Below are 16,495 nucleotides of genomic sequence, written 5' to 3'. Positions count from 1 at the left end.
GGCATGAAAATCAGGACCAAGCTGATCATCAGTACCACCGTCCTGCTGGCGGGCGTGGCGGCCATGGCGGCGGCCAGCCTGCTGCTGGTGAAAGGCATCGAAACCCATGTGCACGGCTTGACCGACCGGACCGTGCCGCTGTACACGGAGGTGTTGCGCCTGCGCTATACCGTGCAGGACATGACGTCGGATTTTTTCGAACTGGGCAAGGCGGAAGACCTGGCGCAGCTGGAGCAGGTATCAAGCAAGATCGTCGCCAATATCCGGACCGCCGAGAGCATCAGCCAGGACTTGCGGCGTCATGGCGAGTCGCAGGCGCCCCGCTATCACTCGGCTTTCGAACAGGAATTCCAGCGCATGCGCGTCGCCGTGCGCAAGCGCCTGGAAAACGAGGCCTATTACAAGGCGCAGGCGATGCAGATGCGGCAAGTGCTGGCGCAGATCAAGGCCGCCGCCAAGGCTGCGCGGGGCAAGATCCGCCTGGTCGACAGCCAGGCCCAGGCCACGGCCGCCGAGGTGCAGCTGGAAAGCCAGCGCCTGAACGAGAACGCCCGCTACCTGACCGACCTGCGCAAGAGCATCCACGACATGCAGATTGCGCTGGCCGAAACGGAGGCCGTGAAGAACCGTTTCCGCATCGCCCCCTTGCGCGAGCGCCTGGCGGCGGCGATGGCGCACCTGGCAGGAACCAGCGAGCGCGACATCAGCCCGGCGCAGCAGGCGCTGCGGGCAAGACTGCTGGCCACGGCGCGCCAGATGCTCGATCCCGCCGCCGGCTTGCTGGCCTTGCGCGCCGGTCTGCTGGCCGAGGGCGGCGCCAGCGCGGCGCAGCAGGCCGCCTATGCCGCCCTGAAGGAGCACACCAGCGCCGCCCTGGCCGGCGCCCACCTGCGCCTGGCCGAGGAGCTCGACCCCATCGAACTGCAGCTGGCCATCGGACGCGACCGGCTGGCGGAGGCCGGCCGCTACATGCACACGTCGGCCCGCATCGAAGACGCCAGCGGCGAAATCAACCTGGCCGTCGACGCCATCAGCATCGACGTGGGCGAAGTCATGCTTGCCACGGCAGCCGGCGACGTCACGCGCCTGGGGCAGGATATCGCGCAGCGCATCAGCGCCCTGCACCGCGACATGGCGACCATGCAGACCTTGCTGCAAAGCATAGGCCAGCTGGCCCTGCTGGCCGAAACGCGCGGCGTCAACACCCAGCTCGATGCGGTCGAGCGCGCGGGACAGCGGCTGGTGCAGGCCAAGGGCAGCGTGCTGGACAGCCAGACGGCGCTGGACGAGGTCATCGCCCACGTGCGCGCCTTCGAGCGCGAGCAGGCCGCCTATTCCACGCAGCAGGTGGCGCGCATCACGGGCCAGCAGCAGGACGCGGTGGCCAAGGTGCGCGAGGGCGTGCGCCATGCGTTCGTGCTGATCTTCGGCATCGCGCTGGTCCTGCTGCTGGCCTGCGTGGCCATCACGGGACTGATCAGCGCTTCCATCGCCAGGCCGCTGGCGCGCCTGTCCCATGCCATCGCCCATATCCGCGACGGCAAGGCGCTGTCGGTGCGCGTGGCGCAGCATGGCAGCGATGAACTCGGGCAATTGATCCTGGGCTTTAACGGCATGCTCGAGCACGTCGAACAACGCGACCTGGCGCTCAAGCAGGCCAAGGCCGAGGCCGACGCCGCCAACCGCGCCAAGTCGGCATTCCTGGCCAAGATGAGCCACGAAATCCGCACGCCGATGAATGGCGTGCTGGGCATGACGGAATTGCTGCAGCGTACAGAACTGAGTCCCAAGCAGCAGCGTTTCGTGCACACGGTGCACCGTTCGGGCGAAAGCTTGCTGAGCATCATCGACGACATCCTCGACTTTTCCAAGATCGAGGCGGGCAAGCTGGTGCTCGAGCACATCCCCTTCGACCTGCGCCAGGTGATCGACGATGTCGTGGCGCTGTTTGCCAACGGCATCCAGCGCAAGGCCATCGAATTTACCTGCCGCATCGCCGCCGACGTGCCGCAGCACGTGCGCGGCGACCCCGTGCGGCTGCGGCAAATCCTCACCAACCTGCTCAATAACGCCACCAAGTTCACCGAGCGGGGCGAGATTGCCGTCGATGTCAGCCGTCCCGCCGCCGGCCAGATCCGGCTGGAAGTGCGCGATACGGGCATCGGCATGACGCCGGAAGCGGCAGCGGCCGTCTTCCAGCCCTTCCGCCAGGCCGACAGCACCACTTCGCGCAAGTACGGCGGCACGGGACTGGGCCTGGCCATCATCAAGCAACTGGCGGAGATGATGGAAGGCAACATCGTGCTGAAATCCGTGGCGGGCCAGGGTTCCAGCTTTGCCGTCACCGTCGCCGTGGGCAGCGTGGCGCCCGGAGACGCGCCGCCGGCGCCGGCGCTGCCCCGCCAGCGCGCTGCGCCGGACACCGCCGCCGCAGGCCAGGCGCCGCTGCGCATGCTGCTGGTGGAAGACAATGCGATCAACCAGGAAATCGCCCTGGCCATGCTGGAAGACAGCGGCTACGAAGTCACGCCGGCCGACAACGGGCGGCGCGCGCTGGCCCTGTGGGAGCGGCAGACCTTCGATGTGATCCTGATGGATTGCCAGATGCCGGAAATGGACGGCTTCGAAGCGACCCGGCGCCTGCGCCGCATGGAAACCGAGCAAGGCCGCGTCCGCACGCCCATCATCGCCCTGACGGCCAATGCCATCCTCGGCGACCGCGAACTGTGCCTGGACGCGGGCATGGACGACTACCTCGCCAAGCCGTACACGCGCGCCGCCCTGCTGGCCGTGCTGGCCCGCTGGCGTCCGGCGTCCGCCGCGCCGCCTGCAGCCGGGACGGTGGCAGCCATAGAAACGGCGCCAGCCACGGTGGAAGCGGCCGCCATCCTCGACGCGGCCGCCCTGCAAACCCTGCGCGCCATGCGGCGTCCCGGCCGTCCCGACGTGCTGGGCCGCATCATCGACCTGTTCTACAGCGACGCCCCGCGCCTGCTGGGCCAGCTGGAAGTGGCTGCCGAAGCCAGCGACGCGGCGGCCCTGCAACTGGCGGCGCACACGCTCAAGTCGAGCTGCGCCAACGTGGGCGCGCTGGGCTTGTCGGCCACCTGCCGTGAAATCGAACAATACGCGCGCGGCAATGACGTCGGCAGCGCACTCAACCATATCCGCGGCATCCAGCAAGAACTCGACCGTGTCCTTGCCGCCCTGGCCCTTGAGAAGGAAGCCATATGAATACCGCACTGCCCCTGCAACCCCTGGTCCTGGTGGTCGATGACGACACCATGACACGCATTTTGGTGACGGAAGCGCTGGAGCCGGAAGGCTTCCGCATCGAGGAAGCGGCCAGCGGCCTGGAAGCGCTGGCCGCCTTCCAGCGTGGCGTGCCCGACCTGATCCTGCTCGACGTCGCCATGCCCGGCATGAGCGGCTTCGAATGCTGCGCCCAGCTGCGCCGGCTGCCCGGCGGCGCGCACGTGCCCATCGTCGTGCTGACCGGCAACGACGACGATGACTCCATCAAGCAGGCGCTGGAAGCGGGCGCCAGCGATTTTATCTCCAAGCCGATGCAATGGCGGCTGCTGGCGCACCGGCTGCGCTACCTGCTGCGGGCCAGCAGCGCCCTGACCGAGTTGAGCCGCATCCAGGAAAGCCTCAGCCACGCGCAGGCGCTGGCCCGCCTGGGCAACTGGGAATACCGGGTCGCCGACGGCGACGGCTACTGGTCGCCGGAACTGCTGCGCATCCTGGGCCTGGACGCGGGCTCCGGCCCCACCAGCTTCGAGCGCCTGCTGCAATGCCTGCCCGAAGAGCAGCGGCCCCTGCTGCTCGATGCCTTCATGGAATTGCATGCCAGCGGCACCAGCTACGGCCTGGAACACAAGGTGCTGCAGCCGGACGGCGGCGAATGCATCGTCTTTCATCAGGCAGAGGCCGTGCGCGAAGGCCGCCAGGTGCTGCTGATGCGCGGCACCGTGCAGGACATCACGGAGCGCAAGCTGCAGCAGCGGCGCATCGAATACCTGGCCAACCACGATGCGCTGACGGATTTGCCCAACCGCCAGTTGCTGAACGACCGCATCGGCCAGGCCATCGCCCATGCCCGCCGCACCCGTTTGCACCTGGCCACGCTGATGCTCGATCTCGACCGTTTCAAGTTCGTCAACGACAGTTACGGCCACCCGGTGGGCGATGCGCTGCTGCAGGAAGTGGCCCGCCGGCTGAAGGTGGCGGTGCGCGAGGGCGACACCGTGGCCCGCCAGGGCGGCGACGAGTTCGTGATCCTGCTGACGGACCTGTCCGACATCGACACTGCCGAGCAGATCGTGAAAAAGGTGCTGGCGGTATTCGCCGATCCCTTCGTGCTGGGCGAACATACCCTGCACGTGAGCACCAGCATCGGCGCCAGCGTGTTTCCGTCCGACGGCGACAGCGGCGACATGCTGCTGAAAACGGCCGATGCGGCCCTCTACAGCGCCAAGGACAAGGGCCGCAACGGCTACCAGTTCTACAACCACAAGATGGGCGTGCTGGTGGAAGAGCGCGCCGAAATCGAGCACGCGCTGCACCAGGCGCTGGCGCTGGGCGAGCTGGAACTGCACTATCAGCCCAAGGTCGACCTCACCAGCGGCAAGATTTATGGCATGGAAGCGCTGCTGCGCTGGCGCCGCGACGGCATCGGGCTGGTGCCGCCGGACCGCTTCATTCCCCTGGCCGAGGAAACGGGCATGATCGTGCCCATCGGCGAATGGGTGCTGCGCACGGCTTGCGCGCAACTGGGCGTCTGGCATGCCTACGGCTTTACGCATCTGACGATGGCGGTGAACGTGTCGGCGCGCCAGTTCCGCCAGGCCGACATGCCGCAACTGGTGCGCGAAGTGCTGGCCGACAGCGGCGTGCCGGCCCACTGCCTGGAACTGGAGCTGACGGAGAGCGTGCTGATGCAGAACCGCGACCTCGTGGTGACGGCGCTGGAACAGTTGAAGGAAATCGGCATCACCTTGTCGCTGGACGACTTCGGCACCGGCTACTCCAGCCTGTCCTACCTCAAGCAGTTCCCCATCGACGTCGTCAAGATCGATCAATCGTTCATCCGCGACGTGACCGACAGCGTGGATGGCGCGTCGCTGACCCGCTCCATCATCGCCATGGCCAAGTCGCTGCGCATGACCACGGTGGCCGAAGGCGTGGAAACGGAAGCGCAATTGGGATTTCTCAATACCAACCGCTGCGACGCCATGCAAGGCTATTACTTCAGCCGCCCGCTGCCCGGCGCCGAGATGGATCTGATGCTGTATGCCGGCACCCATTTGCCGCCCGAAAACTGCCATGCCGACGCGCCGCAACGCGTGCTGCTGCTGGTGGACGACGAGGAGCATATCCTGTCCTCCCTGCGCCGTTCGCTGCGCAAGGAAGGCTACCAGATACTCAGCACCAGCAAGCCGCAGGAAGCGCTGGAACTGGTGGCCGCCCACGCGGTGGGCGTGATCCTCACGGATGCGCGCATGCCTGGGATGTCCGGCAGCGAGCTATTGCGCCGCATCAAGGGCGTCTATCCGGAGATCGTGCGCGTGATGTTGTCCGGCTACCCTGAATTGCATTCGGTCACGGCAGCCATCAACGAAGGCTCGGTGTACAAGTTCATCACCAAACCGTGGGACGAGACCCTGCTGAAAGACCATTTGCGCGAAGCCTTCCAGCGTTTCGAGTCCGGCGTGCAGCGCCCGCCAGTGGGGCCGCATGGCGTCGAGATCAGCAACCGTGCCGCCTAGGCGCGCCACCGGGAGCCATCATGCAGGAGCTGCTGTTCTTCGAAGGCTTGCGCGCCCTGGCCGAAGCCGCCTTTCCCAAGCATTGCGCCTGCTGCGGGCGCGTCTTCGCCACGGCGGACGAGTTCATTTTGCAGACGCAGGCGATGCGCCAGCATGTCTCCGGGCTGAAACAAAGCTTCGATGACAACAACGTGGCCATCGTCGAGGTCTACCGCAACTGCCTGTGCGGCTCGACCCTGATGGACTTCTTTTCGGACCGGCGCGGCACGTCGGAGGCCAGCCAGCAGCGGCGCCAGCTGTTTGAGCGTCTGTTACCACTTCTGCAAGAAAAAGGCATGGAACGGCACGCGGCGCGCGAATATCTGCTGCACGTCGTGCGCGGCCGACTGCCGTGACGGGGCTGCTGGCGTATATGATGCCGCCTGTACACACTGACAGGAAAAGGCTGGCGGCGAACCATGACAACCATAACACAACGATTGCAGGAATGCGGCATCGATGCGGCGCAGGCAGACGCCCTCGCGCAGGATATTCAACACAAGAAATATGGTCCCTTGCTGCAGCAGTTGCTGCTGCGCGGCCTGTGGTCCGACGTCGTCGACGAGTCCATGCCGCAGCCGCAATGGCTGGAACGCTGGCGCGAACTGGGAGAATCAGGCTTTCCCTTCATCAACTCCCCTGCCCTGCAGCGCTTGCTGGACGCCGGCGTCGACGTGCACGACCTGACGGACGTCGTGCGTTCCGCGCAGGTATTGACGATCTATAACATCGCCCAGCTGATCGACGAACCTTGCCGCGACCTCGGCTACGATCTGGAGGAAACGCCCGATCTGGCGCTGGCGGCCGTGGACGACGCCGGCATCACGCACCGTTACGGCAGCCTGCATGATGCGCTGGAAGAAAACGACCCGGCGGGCCGCCACGGCCAGCCCCGCACACTGGAACTGCGCCAGTTCAGCGGCTTGCCGGGCGAATTGCAGAAAGAAATCAAGGACTTGCTGGCGCAAAAGGCGTGGTCGCAGGCGGCCGCCCTGTGGAAACGCGCCGCGGGCGGCGAGCTCAAGCACTGCCTGGCGACGGTGCAGAGCCTGGCGCGCCAGCTGTAGCGGCGGTGACAGCCTGCGTTACCAGTAGCCGAGCACTTTCCACCAGGTGGTGCCCACGACGGCAAAGATCAGCAGTTCCACCACGCACATGATGAAGCCGACGCGCCACCAGTTGCCCATGGTCACGAAACCGCTGCCGAAGATGATCGGCGACGTGCCCGTCGCATAGTGGGTCAGTGTCATCATGATGGCCGAGCCGGCCGTCATCATCAGCATGAACGGCACGTGGTATTCGGCCGGGATCAGGTGCAGGCCCACCGTCAGGAAGGCCAGCAGCATGGCGCTGATGTGGGCCGTCGTGCTGGCGAAAAAGTAATGCGAGAAGACAAACACCAGCACGAGGACGCCGGCGATCGGCAGCCAGTCCATGCCGCTGGCGATAATCGCCGCCTTCATGCCGGCCGAGAACCAGGCGATCACGCCCGTCTTGTTCAATTGCTCGGCCATCATGACGAGCGCGCCGAACCACACGAGGGTATCCCAGGCGCTCTTTTCCGACAGCACGTCATCCCAGTCGATGGTGCCGGTAATGATCAGCACGAACAAGCCGACAAAGGCGACGACCGTCGCATCGAGCGAAAACGCGGGACCGAGCAGCATGGCTGGGACGTTGGCCCACAGCAAGAGCAGCAAGGCGAAGGTGCCCAGCATGACTTTTTCCGACGGCGACAGCGGGCCCATGCTTTTCAGTTCCGCCTTGGCGTAGGTGACGGCGTCCGGTGTAGCTTTCAGTTCCGGCGGCGACAGCCAGTAGATGATCAACGGCATCGCCAGCAGGCAGACCAGGCCCGGCAGCAGCATGCACAGGGCCCAGGTGGTCCACGTCAGGTGAAAAGCCTGGCCGCTGGCCTTGGCCACGAAGTCGACCACCAGCGGGTTCGGCGCCGTGGCCGTCAGGAACATCGCCGACGTGATCGGGTTGGCGTGGTAGTTGACGAGGGCCAGATAGGTGCCCACCTTCTTTTCCGTGCCCTTGGCCGGGTCCGAATCGAAGGCGTTGGCGATCGACTTCATGACGGGGTGGACGATGCCGCCGCCACGCGCCGTGTTACTTGGCGTAAACGGTGCCAGCACCAGTTCGCAAATCGCCAGGCCATAGCCGATGCCCATGGTGCGCTTGCCCAGCAGCGAGATGAACAGCAAGCCGATGCGGCTGCCCAATCCCGTCTTTTTCAAGCCGCGCGAAATCAGGATCGCCACGACGATCAGCCAGATCAGGGGATTCGAAAAACTGCTGAGCGCATCCGTGATGGCGCCCTTGGACGAGGTCGACGTCACTTGCGACAAGGACACGATGACGATGGCCATCATCGCCATCACGCCGATCGGCATGACTTTCAGGATGATCGCCAAAATCGTGGTGAGGAAGATCGCCACCAGGCCCCAGGCCTTGGGCGTCAAGCCATCCGGCGCCGGCAGCAATAACATGCTCACCAGCAAGGCCGTGCAAATCAGGGCGGGAACGAGGCGGAATGGGACGGCTTCCTTGAAATGCAGGAACATGTCGCGCACTGTTTTATACATCTTTATTACCTTTCGCTGTGGGTCAGGCATCCTCGCGGTCGGAATCGTGCACGCAGATTCATGGGCTGGAAGGCGCACAAACCACGCGCCCGCAAGATGGCAGATGCCCAACAATTCTGTTCGGCAATATCATACACGCAAGACTTCCCCGCCCCCGGCTCCGTTACGGCAGCGCGCGTCCTTATCTTCAAAATCATTGACCGGCAAGCGACACTTGTCACATAATTGCCCCTTACGTCGCCAACCATCTTGCGAAGGACTCATATTGAATATCCGGAACAGCCATATCGACGCGCTGCGCGGCGCCGCCATCCTGTGCGTGCTGGTGCTGCACTTTGCGCTCGCCTATGGTTTGAAGAACAGCCCGCTCGAAATCCTGCCATCCTGGCTGCTGCGCGCCGCCTACCAGGGCAATTACGGCGTGACCATGTTTTTCGTCATTTCCGGCTATCTGATCACCTCGACCTCGCTGCGCCGCTGGGGCGACCTGGCGCGCATCGACCTGGCGGCGTTTTATGCCTACCGCATCGCGCGCCTGCTGCCCGCGCTGCTGCTGGCCCTGTCCATCATCGTACTGCTGGGCGTGCTCGACGTGCCCTTCTTTGCCAATTCCGATGGCGGCAAGGACTTGCCCGCCAGTTACTTCGTCATCGCCATCGCTTCCGTCCTGACCTTCTGGCACAACGTGCTGATGCAAAGCGCCGGCTATTTCAATTACTGCCTGAACGTGTACTGGTCGCTATCCATTGAAGAAATGTTCTATCTGCTGCTGCCCCTGTCGTGCCGCGTGCTGCGCCAGCGGCACTGGATCATGCTGCTGTGCAGCGCCGCCATCGTCGCCGGCCCCGTGTACCGCAGCCTGCATGTGGGCAACGAGATTTACTTCATGTACGGCTACCTTGCCTGTTTCGACGCCATCGCCATCGGTTGCCTGACGGCCCTGCTGACGCAACACTGGCAACCGGGCGCGCGGGCCGGGCGATTCTTGCGCTGGATCGCGGGCCTGGCCCTGACGGCCCTGTACGTGCGCGGCATCGGCGGCCATGAGGTATTCGGTTTTACGTGGATCGCCGTGGCCGGCGCCGCCTTCATCGCGGGCGCCACGGCGGGCCAGGCGGCCGGCCGGGGCCTCCCCGGCCCGCTGCAATGGCTGGGACGGCACAGCTATGAGCTGTATTTGTTCCATATTATCGTGCTGGCCGGCATGCGCAATGTGGTCGACAAGGCGGGCCTGGGCTACGCGGAACGGCTGCCTTGGCTGGCGCTGTTCCTGGCAGCGACGGCGCTGGCGGCCGCCCTCGTGGCCCGCTACGTGTCCGACCCGGCCAATGCCGCCCTGCGCCGGCGCTTCCGGGGCGCCGCCACGGCCGCGCCGGCGTGCGCTGGCGGCAGCCCTGGCGCGGCGCTCTGAAAAACTGAGCCAGGTCAAGAGTCCGCATGCCCGCAGCCCGTTTACGGGCGAATTCCAGCCCGATCTTGCCAGCCGCACTATAATGTTGGCACCGTGTGCGGCAGCATTGGCGGCGATAGACGGTAACAATTTCGTGTGGAGGCCGGTACAATAGCGTCTGGGCCTACACAGGGTTTCACTTTTGCCAGCAGTTGCCAGCAACTAACCATTTTTTTGACCAGCCAACAAATACTATGAGTTCGATGAATGAAGAGCGCGTTTTAAGCGTGCACCACTGGACGGATACCCTGTTCTCCTTTACCACCACGCGCGACCCGTCGCTGCGTTTCTCGAATGGCCACTTCACCATGATCGGCCTGCGCGTCGACGGCAAGCCATTGCTGCGCGCCTACAGTATCGCCAGCGCCAACTACGAAGACCACCTGGAATTTTTCAGCATCAAGGTACCGGGCGGTCCGTTGACGTCGCGTCTGCAACACTTGCAAGTGGGCGACACCGTGATCGTCGGCCGCAAGCCGACGGGCACCCTGGTGTCCGACTACCTGCTGCCAGGCAAGCGCCTGTACATGCTGTCGACGGGCACCGGCCTGGCGCCTTTCCTCAGCATCGTGCGCGATCCGGACATCTATGAGCGCTTCGACGAATTGATCCTCGTGCACGGCGTGCGCCAGGTCGATGAACTGGCTTACCACGACTTGCTGGAAGAGCATCTGCCGAAGCATGAGTTCCTGGGTGAAATGGTCAGCGACAAGCTGCGCTACTACCCGACCGTGACGCGCGAAGACTTCCGCAACATGGGCCGCATCACCGAACTGATCGAAAACGGCAAGCTGGCCGAAGATCTGGGCGTGCCGGCACTCAATCCTGCCGAAGACCGCGTCATGATCTGCGGCAGCTCGGACATGCTGCGCGACCTGAAAGAAATGCTGGAAGCGCGTGGCTTCAAGGAAGGCAATACCTCGACGCCTGGCGACTTCGTTGTCGAGCGCGCGTTCGCCGAGAAGTAATCCGCAAGGTATCAGCAAGACCCGTAGGCCCGGCGCCGCACACTGCGGCGGCGCCGGGCCTTTTTCATTGCCGCGTCAGCGGGCCAGCCGCGCGCTGGTAGCGCAAGCCATTCATGAAGCGCTGTACGGGCAAAAAGGCGCTGCTGAGGATATCGTCCTGCGCCGCGTAATAGCGCGTCTCGATCTTCAGCAAGCCCAGCACGGTCGCATCGAGCTTGTCCGTCTGGTAGGGCCGGCTTTCCAGCGCGGCGCGCGCGGCCGCCGATTGCGGCGCCTGCCGGTTATTCCAGATCAACATGGGAATTTCATAGCCGCTCTTGTCCGAGGCGGAATGGCCCGCGTGATTGCGGTTGTAGCCCACTTCCTGCCCGTGATCGGAAACGAACAGCAGCGACGCCGCGCGGTCCGTCTTGGCCTTTTCCGTCATGCCGATCAGCGTACCGAGCACATAATCGCCATAGCGGATGGCGTTGTCGTACTCGTCGCGCTGGCTGCGTATCCAGCTTGACCTGCCCTGGTGTTCCATCTGCGCGCTGACGGCGTCGTGCGCCCGGTCGAAATGTGCAAAGCGGCTGGGGTAGCGCATGTCATAGCTGGGATGCGCGCCCAGCAAATGCACGACGATGAGCTTTTTCGGCGCCTCGTCGCGCAGCGCATGGGCGAATGGCTGGAACAGGTTGCCATCAAAATTGTTTTCGCCACGGCCGGTGCCGTAGTTGATGAAGTCGCTTTCATCGGCCTCGCCCGCCAGCAGCCCGATCCAGCCATCGTTGCGCGTCTGGTTCGACACCCAGAACGTCTTGTAGCCGGCCGCCTCGGCCAGCATCAGCAAGTTCGGCTTGGCCATCCACGCATCGGGGTTGCCGATATCGGCCGGCGTGAGCATCGTCATCATCGATTCCACCGTGCTGGCAGCCGGCGAGATCACATCGTTAAATACCAGCAGCTTCGAGCGCAGGGCGTCGAGCTGGGGCGTGGTGGCGCGCGGATAGCCGTACAGCGACATCGAGGCGCGGTTGGTGCTCTCGCCGATCACCAGGATGACGGTGCGGGCATCCTCGCCCGCATAGCGCACGTTCCAGTCGCGCGGCGCGGCCATGGCCGCCGTCAGCGCGTGCTGCATGGACTTCATCGCCTCCAGTTGCGCGCTGTATTGCTGGTAGCGCAGCGGCCAGAACAGGGCCGGATTTTCGCGCCGCATGGTGGTATTGACGTGCAAGGACACGAGCAATGCGGCCATGAAGACGGCAAAGCCCTTTTGCGGCAAGCCCGGCGGCGTACTGTCGCGCCCGGCCTGCCGGCGCTGCAGCTGGCGGTCAGCCAGCAGCACCGCCGCCGTCACGAGCACGAACCAGCCGGCCGCTTGCGCCAGGGCGACGCTGTTGTGCAGGAAAAACTCTCCCGTCTCGGCTTGATCTGTCGCAAACATCGCCTGTAAAACCGCATTGGGATTCGGCCGCATGCCAAAATAGCCACGCAAGAAGCCCTTGATGGCGACATCGAGGTAAAACACGGGCACGACGACGCGCACCAGCACGGTAATCGCGCTGGCGCTGGCATTGCCGCGCCACGCATGCAGCACGCCGCCCACGCCCAGCAGGCAGGCCGCCAGCAGGACGCTCAATTTCAGGCATTCGTTCGCGCTTAACTGATCGAAGAGGAAGAACAGCAGCAGGCCAGCAATGCTGAGCAGGACACGGCAAAACAGAATCAGCATGGAGGCGGCAAGTAGGAGGTAATCAACAGGCGTACATGGAACAGTGTCATGCCCGCGGTAACGGGCCTGCGATTGTAGCGCAGGCTGTTGCAACTCGTGCCATCATTTTGCGTGGGCTCCTGACAGAAATTGTCAGTGCTTTTTATTATGCTTTCGGCACCAGCAGGCCAGCCAGCCTGTATTCATATTGATATCTCCACCTGCGACAGGACTTTTCATGACACGTGCCATTACCATTCTGACCGAGAACTTTGCCGATTGGGAAACCGCCCTGATCAATTCCACGGCGCGCCTGTACTACGGCTTCTACACGCAGTTCGCCACGCCGGGCGGCTTGCCCGTCACTTCGTCCGGCGGCATGCTCGTCACGCCGCAACTGGCGCTGGAAGAAATCCATCTCGAGGAACTCGATTTGCTGATGGTGTGTGGCGGCAGCCACTGGCAAAGCGGCAAGGCGCCCGACCTGGGCCCGTTGCTGCGCGCCGCCCGCGACAAGAATGTCGTGCTGGCAGGCATTTGCGACGGCACGCGCGTGCTGGCGCAAGCCGGCGTGCTCGACACCGTGCGCCACACTTCCAATTCCGCCGACAACCTGGCCAGTACCGGCTATGTGGGCGCCGCCCTGTACCAGGACGTACCGTGGGCCGTGGCCGACCAGCGCATCATCACGGCGCCCGGCACGGCGCCTGTCACTTTCACGCGGGAAGTCTTGCGCGCCCTGGACATCGCCGATGACAACCTGGCCGCCTACCTGGCCATGCACGGCGCCGAGCACGGCAAGACAGCACCTTAGTTGGCGCCCAGCACGCGCAGGCGCTCGGTGGCGTGCGTATTGCCCGGGTCCAGTTCCAGCGAACGGCGGTAATGCGTGATGGCTTGCGCCTTCGCGCCGTCCGCCTCGTACGCTTCGGCCAGGCTGTCGTGGCCATTCGCCCCTTGCGGGTACAGTTGCACGCCCAACTGGAAGACGGCGGCCGCCTGTTTCGTCCGCTGCTGCGCCAGCAGGCGGTAGCCCCAGGCATTCAAATCGTCTTCCGTGGGGGCGGACAAGCCGTGCTGGCGCCGGATGGCCACCAGCTTCTGCTCCAGCCCGTCGAAACCGCTGCTGGCCGCCTGCTGGCGCAGCAGGTGCGCGGCATACGCGCCGCCCCGCTGCTGGCGCAGGGCGGGAAGGTAAAAGCCGGCGACGGTATCGATCAGCTGTTCCGGCTGGCCGCCGGCCAGGTTGCTCAGGATAACAACGGCCAGGTCATCGTCCGGATACACATAGAAAGCCGAGCGGGCGCCGCCGATGCCGGCCACGGCGCGGTGCGCATCGCGGCCGATGGCGGGCCAGCCCAGCGCCCACGCCCCCGGCTTGCCATCCTTCAGGCTGGTCGGCTGCCACAGCCGTTCCACGCTGGCGGGCGCCAGCAAGCGGCCCGACTGCAGCGCGACGAGCCAGTTGGCCAGTTCGCCCGCATTGCTGTTGATGCCGGCCCCGGCCCGCATGAACACGGGGAAATCCTCGATCACGTTGCGGTAGCCCTTGCCTCCCCGGTCCAGCACGTAGGAACTGGCCTTGTTGGCGACCACGTCCTTCGCATCGCCAAAGCCGCTGTGCGGCATGCCCGCCACGTCGAATTGCCGGCGCTGGATGAAAGCGGTAAAGGGCTGGCCGCCTTGCAGCTCGATCAATTGCGCCAGCAACACGTAATTGGTCTGGTTATAGCGGTAGCGCTCGCCTGGCTGGGCTTCCACGGGCAGCGCCTGCACGGCAGTCCACGCCGCAGCGGCGTCGTCCGGCTGCGGCCCCACGAGCTTGCCGCTGCGCTGGTCCAGCACGTCGGGCAAGCCCGAGGTATGGTTGAGCAATTGGGTCACCGTCACGGCTTGCCAGGCGGCAGGCAAGCCTGTCAGGTACTGGCCGATGGGTGCCGCCAGGTCGATCTTGCCCTCTTGCACCAGTTGCATCACGGCCACGCCCGCAAACGCTTTCGTTGCCGAATTGATGGAAAACAGGCTGGCATCCGTCACCGGCACCTGGTATTGCAGGCTGGCCAGGCCGAAATTGCGCGACAGCACGACCTTGCCATGCTGAATCACTGCCAGTTGCAAGCCAGGAATCTGGCGCTCCTGCATTTCGCTGCGCACAAAGGCGGCGATATCCTGTTCCGCGCGCAAGGCTTGCGGCTGGCTGGTGGCAGCGGCAGCCGCGGTGACGGGAGCCGCCACGGCAGCGAGCGCCATGACGAGCAGGAAAGACGGGAGGCGTGGGTTCAAGATAAGGCTTTCGACAATTGAAAACGGAACAGCAGCATCCCATACCTATTTATCAACGTCAACGACAATCTTGCCGGTCGGAAAGTTACTCTTCCAGCCACACATCCTCATACCCTTCCCGGTCGAGGATGAACTTGGCGCCGCTGGGCAAGGCCAGGTAATCGACCACCTGCGGCAGCATCTGGTGCAGGTGGTCCGCATGCAGGGGCTGGTAAAAGCCGCTGGCATCGTCGTGCTCGCCGCAGTGGATGAACCAACTGATGGTGCCGTTCTCCGGCAGCACGATGCGCGTGCCGTAGATGGGCGACTGGTCCAGGCTGCCGATGGCGAGGGCCACCATGGGCTCGGGCGCTTGCGCTGGCATGCCGAATTTGTCGCAGATGCGCTGCTGTGTTTCGCTGATCGGTGCGGTCATGGTGTTCTCAGGATCCGATGTAGTGGTAATGGAGGCGCAGCGCGCCGTCGTGGCCGGACATTTCCAGGTGCAAGGTTGCCTCGCCCGGCTGGCCATCGGCCAGCAGCAGGCATTCCAGGCCCAGCGGCCCGGCATCGGTGGCATACACATCGACGGCCACGCGGCCCCCCTTGCCCGGCACGAAGGCTTGCGCCAGCGGCGCCAGGGACAGCGCCTGGTTTGCCGCAAAATAACTGTCGAGCATCTCGATGATCTCGTCGGCCACGCCGGGCGACAGGCCCCAGTCGCGTTGCAGCGCAACAGGATCGCGCGTGTCGAGCGTCTGCACGAACGCGGCGGCCTGCGCATATGCAAGCTGCCGCAAGCTGTCTGTGATGGCCATGTCCATAGAGCGATTCCTGCCTTATCCATTCAACAGGCGCCATTATAGTGCGTGCCCGCGCGTATGGTCGATCCGTTTTCCATCGATAATCAGGCATATTGCCGCCCATTTAAAATGGGCCGATATTATTTATCGCACTGCAATAATAAAAATGGCCTGCGTGATATTTGGTGAGTATTTCAAAAAGATAATAGCGAATACGATTCAATTCAAGTTGACGCTTATTTATTCCAGCGCTAAGATCGAATGGCCACATACCATGGCATACAACGCAAGCAGTACTTAACCATCACAAGAGGATAGTACAATGCAAAATCAAACCAAATTGTTCGCATTCAAACTGGCAGAGAAACAGGAACAAAAACCGGCGGTGCCCGCCACCGCCTGGAAAGTGCGCGACGGCGTCGCCGTGGCCGGCTGCACCGCGGTGCAAGCTGAGCAATACCGCGACTCTTCGCGCTTCCAGCCGAACGACCGCGGCCAGTATTGCTGATCCCCGGCACGCCATAACCCCTGCCAGGCGTGGGGGTTTTATTCAATCTTCCATATTCAAACTGGCGCCGGCGCCAATTCCGGCGCGGCTTTTCTGCGCGCAATGCATAGCGCCATATGATCGCCTTTCAATTGGCAATTCCATTTTTTAAAATATGTATTTACCGGTAAAAATCGAAACATAACCATTCCTAGAGGATATTCCCATGCATAAAGAAACCAAACTGTTCGCATTCAAACTGGCGGAAAAGAAGGAACAGGAAAAACCGGCCCTTCCCGCGCCCTGGAAGGTGCGCGACGGCGTCGCCGTGGCCGGCTGCACGGCGGTCGACAGCGAGGAGCAATACCGCTATTCGCGCATCGGTTCCAGCGATGGCGGCGAGTTCTGCTGATACATTCCAGCTGAAA

14 protein-coding genes are annotated in these 16,495 nt (G+C 63.8%); 9 read left to right on the top strand and 5 right to left on the bottom strand.

Annotated elements, in window-relative coordinates:
- Positions 1–3: 3 nt before the first annotated feature.
- From NCG91_RS04195 to NCG91_RS04180, 4 genes are all read left to right on the top strand, one after another.
- Positions 4–3,234, top strand: a complete 3,231-nt coding sequence (locus tag NCG91_RS04195; RefSeq protein ID WP_251348692.1) for a hybrid sensor histidine kinase/response regulator — start codon at positions 4–6, stop codon at positions 3,232–3,234.
- Positions 3,231–5,771, top strand: coding sequence for an EAL domain-containing protein (locus tag NCG91_RS04190; protein ID WP_251348691.1), 2,541 nt, complete (start codon positions 3,231–3,233; stop codon positions 5,769–5,771). Before NCG91_RS04195 ends, NCG91_RS04190 begins: the two co-directional genes overlap by 4 nt.
- A 20-nt stretch (positions 5,772–5,791) precedes the next feature.
- Positions 5,792–6,166: a hypothetical protein gene (locus NCG91_RS04185; RefSeq protein WP_251348690.1), complete on the top strand. Its 375-nt coding sequence runs from the start codon at positions 5,792–5,794 to the stop codon at positions 6,164–6,166.
- A gap of 63 nt (positions 6,167–6,229) precedes the next feature.
- Positions 6,230–6,877: a hypothetical protein gene (locus tag NCG91_RS04180; RefSeq protein ID WP_251348689.1), complete on the top strand. Its 648-nt coding sequence runs from the start codon at positions 6,230–6,232 to the stop codon at positions 6,875–6,877.
- Between the two features lie 18 nt (positions 6,878–6,895).
- Here the strand turns inward: NCG91_RS04180 and NCG91_RS04175 are convergent, their stop codons facing one another.
- Positions 6,896–8,401, bottom strand: coding sequence for a DASS family sodium-coupled anion symporter (locus tag NCG91_RS04175; protein WP_251348688.1), 1,506 nt, complete (start codon positions 8,399–8,401; stop codon positions 6,896–6,898).
- Positions 8,402–8,666: 265 nt separating this feature from the next.
- On the opposite strand from NCG91_RS04175, the gene NCG91_RS04170 reads away from it, so the two are divergent.
- Positions 8,667–9,812: an acyltransferase family protein gene (locus NCG91_RS04170; protein WP_251348687.1), complete on the top strand. Its 1,146-nt coding sequence runs from the start codon at positions 8,667–8,669 to the stop codon at positions 9,810–9,812.
- 233 nt (positions 9,813–10,045) lie between these two features.
- On the top strand, positions 10,046–10,819 hold the full coding sequence (locus tag NCG91_RS04165) for a ferredoxin--NADP reductase (protein ID WP_035818959.1): 774 nt from the start codon (positions 10,046–10,048) through the stop codon (positions 10,817–10,819).
- A gap of 64 nt (positions 10,820–10,883) precedes the next feature.
- On the opposite strand, the gene NCG91_RS04160 is transcribed toward NCG91_RS04165, so the two are convergent.
- On the bottom strand, positions 10,884–12,536 hold the full coding sequence (locus NCG91_RS04160) for a phosphoethanolamine transferase (RefSeq protein ID WP_251348686.1): 1,653 nt from the start codon (positions 12,534–12,536) through the stop codon (positions 10,884–10,886).
- A 217-nt stretch (positions 12,537–12,753) separates the two neighbouring features.
- Here NCG91_RS04160 and NCG91_RS04155 point away from each other — a divergent pair, with 217 nt between their 5' ends.
- Positions 12,754–13,329, top strand: a complete 576-nt coding sequence (locus NCG91_RS04155; protein ID WP_251348685.1) for a type 1 glutamine amidotransferase family protein — start codon at positions 12,754–12,756, stop codon at positions 13,327–13,329.
- Here the strand turns inward: NCG91_RS04155 and NCG91_RS04150 are convergent.
- The 3 genes from NCG91_RS04150 to NCG91_RS04140 all read right to left on the bottom strand — a co-directional run bounded on the left by NCG91_RS04150 (position 13,326) and on the right by NCG91_RS04140 (position 15,595).
- Positions 13,326–14,798, bottom strand: coding sequence for a serine hydrolase domain-containing protein (locus tag NCG91_RS04150; protein ID WP_251348684.1), 1,473 nt, complete (start codon positions 14,796–14,798; stop codon positions 13,326–13,328). The two genes, NCG91_RS04155 and NCG91_RS04150, sit on opposite strands and share 4 nt — an antisense overlap.
- A gap of 85 nt (positions 14,799–14,883) precedes the next feature.
- Positions 14,884–15,213: an immunity protein Imm33 domain-containing protein gene (locus NCG91_RS04145; protein ID WP_251348683.1), complete on the bottom strand. Its 330-nt coding sequence runs from the start codon at positions 15,211–15,213 to the stop codon at positions 14,884–14,886.
- Positions 15,214–15,220: 7 nt separating this feature from the next.
- Positions 15,221–15,595, bottom strand: coding sequence for a hypothetical protein (locus NCG91_RS04140; protein ID WP_251348682.1), 375 nt, complete (start codon positions 15,593–15,595; stop codon positions 15,221–15,223).
- A 307-nt stretch (positions 15,596–15,902) separates the two neighbouring features.
- On the opposite strand from NCG91_RS04140, the gene NCG91_RS04135 reads away from it, so the two are divergent.
- Together NCG91_RS04135 and NCG91_RS04130 are read left to right on the top strand one after the other, a co-directional pair.
- Positions 15,903–16,088: a hypothetical protein gene (locus NCG91_RS04135; RefSeq protein ID WP_251348681.1), complete on the top strand. Its 186-nt coding sequence runs from the start codon at positions 15,903–15,905 to the stop codon at positions 16,086–16,088.
- Between the two features lie 205 nt (positions 16,089–16,293).
- Positions 16,294–16,479, top strand: a complete 186-nt coding sequence (locus NCG91_RS04130; protein WP_099376727.1) for a hypothetical protein — start codon at positions 16,294–16,296, stop codon at positions 16,477–16,479.
- The last annotated feature ends 16 nt before the right edge of the window (positions 16,480–16,495 follow it).

The sequence above is a fragment of the Janthinobacterium kumbetense genome (assembly GCF_023703445.1).
GTDB lineage: Bacteria > Pseudomonadota > Gammaproteobacteria > Burkholderiales > Burkholderiaceae_D > Janthinobacterium > Janthinobacterium kumbetense.
The sequence above is the reverse complement of the archived record's forward strand: the minus strand, read 5'-3'. Positions and strand labels throughout refer to the sequence as shown.

Bases quoted from the DNA above. Each gene is read 5' to 3' on its own strand.
- NCG91_RS04130 (WP_099376727.1), top strand. From the start codon at position 16,294: ATGCATAAAGAAACCAAACTGTTCGCATTCAAACTGGCGGAAAAGAAG.
- NCG91_RS04135 (WP_251348681.1), top strand. From the start codon at position 15,903: ATGCAAAATCAAACCAAATTGTTCGCATTCAAACTGGCAGAGAAACAG.
- NCG91_RS04165 (WP_035818959.1), top strand. From the start codon at position 10,046: ATGAGTTCGATGAATGAAGAGCGCGTTTTAAGCGTGCACCACTGGACG.
- NCG91_RS04160 (WP_251348686.1), bottom strand. From the start codon at position 12,536: ATGCTGATTCTGTTTTGCCGTGTCCTGCTCAGCATTGCTGGCCTGCTG.
- NCG91_RS04155 (WP_251348685.1), top strand. From the start codon at position 12,754: ATGACACGTGCCATTACCATTCTGACCGAGAACTTTGCCGATTGGGAA.
- NCG91_RS04180 (WP_251348689.1), top strand. From the start codon at position 6,230: ATGACAACCATAACACAACGATTGCAGGAATGCGGCATCGATGCGGCG.
- NCG91_RS04195 (WP_251348692.1), top strand. From the start codon at position 4: ATGAAAATCAGGACCAAGCTGATCATCAGTACCACCGTCCTGCTGGCG.
- NCG91_RS04190 (WP_251348691.1), top strand. From the start codon at position 3,231: ATGAATACCGCACTGCCCCTGCAACCCCTGGTCCTGGTGGTCGATGAC.
- NCG91_RS04140 (WP_251348682.1), bottom strand. From the start codon at position 15,595: ATGGCCATCACAGACAGCTTGCGGCAGCTTGCATATGCGCAGGCCGCC.
- NCG91_RS04175 (WP_251348688.1), bottom strand. From the start codon at position 8,401: ATGTATAAAACAGTGCGCGACATGTTCCTGCATTTCAAGGAAGCCGTC.
- NCG91_RS04185 (WP_251348690.1), top strand. From the start codon at position 5,792: ATGCAGGAGCTGCTGTTCTTCGAAGGCTTGCGCGCCCTGGCCGAAGCC.
- NCG91_RS04145 (WP_251348683.1), bottom strand. From the start codon at position 15,213: ATGACCGCACCGATCAGCGAAACACAGCAGCGCATCTGCGACAAATTC.